This window comes from Rhodococcus sp. BS-15, from assembly GCF_000813105.1.
Classification (GTDB): Bacteria; Actinomycetota; Actinomycetes; order Mycobacteriales; family Mycobacteriaceae; genus Rhodococcoides.
This window is the reverse complement of sequence record NZ_BAOX01000586.1, coordinates 1-884: the sequence shown is the minus strand read 5'-3', so window position 1 is coordinate 884 and position 884 is coordinate 1. Positions and strand designations below refer to the sequence as shown.

The 884-nt window shown below is 68.2% G+C and carries 1 pseudogene; it reads left to right on the top strand.

Annotation, left to right across the window (positions count from 1 at the left end):
* Positions 1–884, top strand: a pseudogene (locus RHBS_RS28105) (NAD(P)-binding domain-containing protein); the annotation flags it as partial.

Sequence of the window (884 nt, the reverse complement as noted above, 5' to 3'; positions counted from 1 at the left end):
TCCGCGGGCGAGGGCTTCGTGATGTTGGACCGCTCCCCCCGGCCCGGGCGGCGCGTGGCAGTTCCGCTGGCCCTCGCTGACGTTGAGCACCGTCAACGGGGTGCACGACCTGCCCGGTATGGCCTTTGCGGACACGCTCGGAGACGAGCCCGCCGAGAGCGTCGCGGCCGCCGATGCCGTCCCCCGGTACTACCGCAAGTACGAGGAACGCTTCGAACTGCATGTTCGACGCCCCGTCACGGTGACAGTCGTGTGCGACCGCGAACCCTTGTTCCGGGTCGAAGCCGGCGAGACCGTCGTCATGGCCGAGGGGCTGATCAATGCGACCGGGACGTGGGAGAAGCCGTTCGTTCCGCACTACGACGGAGCCGAGACGTTCGCAGGCAGGCAATTGCACACCAAGGATTACCGGACTGCCGACGAGTTCGCGGGCAAGCACGTCGTCGTGGTAGGGGGCGGCATCTCGGCCGTCCAACTGCTCGACGAAATCTCCCAGGTCACCACGACGACCTGGGTGACGCGCCGACCACCGGTGTTCCGAGACAGCGAGTTCGATCACGATGCCGGACGCAAGGCCGTCGCGATGGTCGAAGAGCGGGTGCGCGCTGGCCTGCCGCCCGGTTCAGTCGTCTCGGTGACCGGACTGCTGCTGACACCGTCGTTGGCTGCTGCTCAGCACCGCGGCGCGCTCGACCGGAAGCCGATGTTCTCGTCGATCACGGAGCATTCGGTGGTGTGGGAGGACGGGTCGAGTCAGCATGCCGATGTGATCCTGTGGGCCACCGGTTTTCGCAGCGCCCTCGACCACCTCGCGCCGCTGCGCCTGCGCGGGCACGGCGGCGGAATCGTCGATGGACTGGCCGGCTCACCGACCGGGTGCCGCG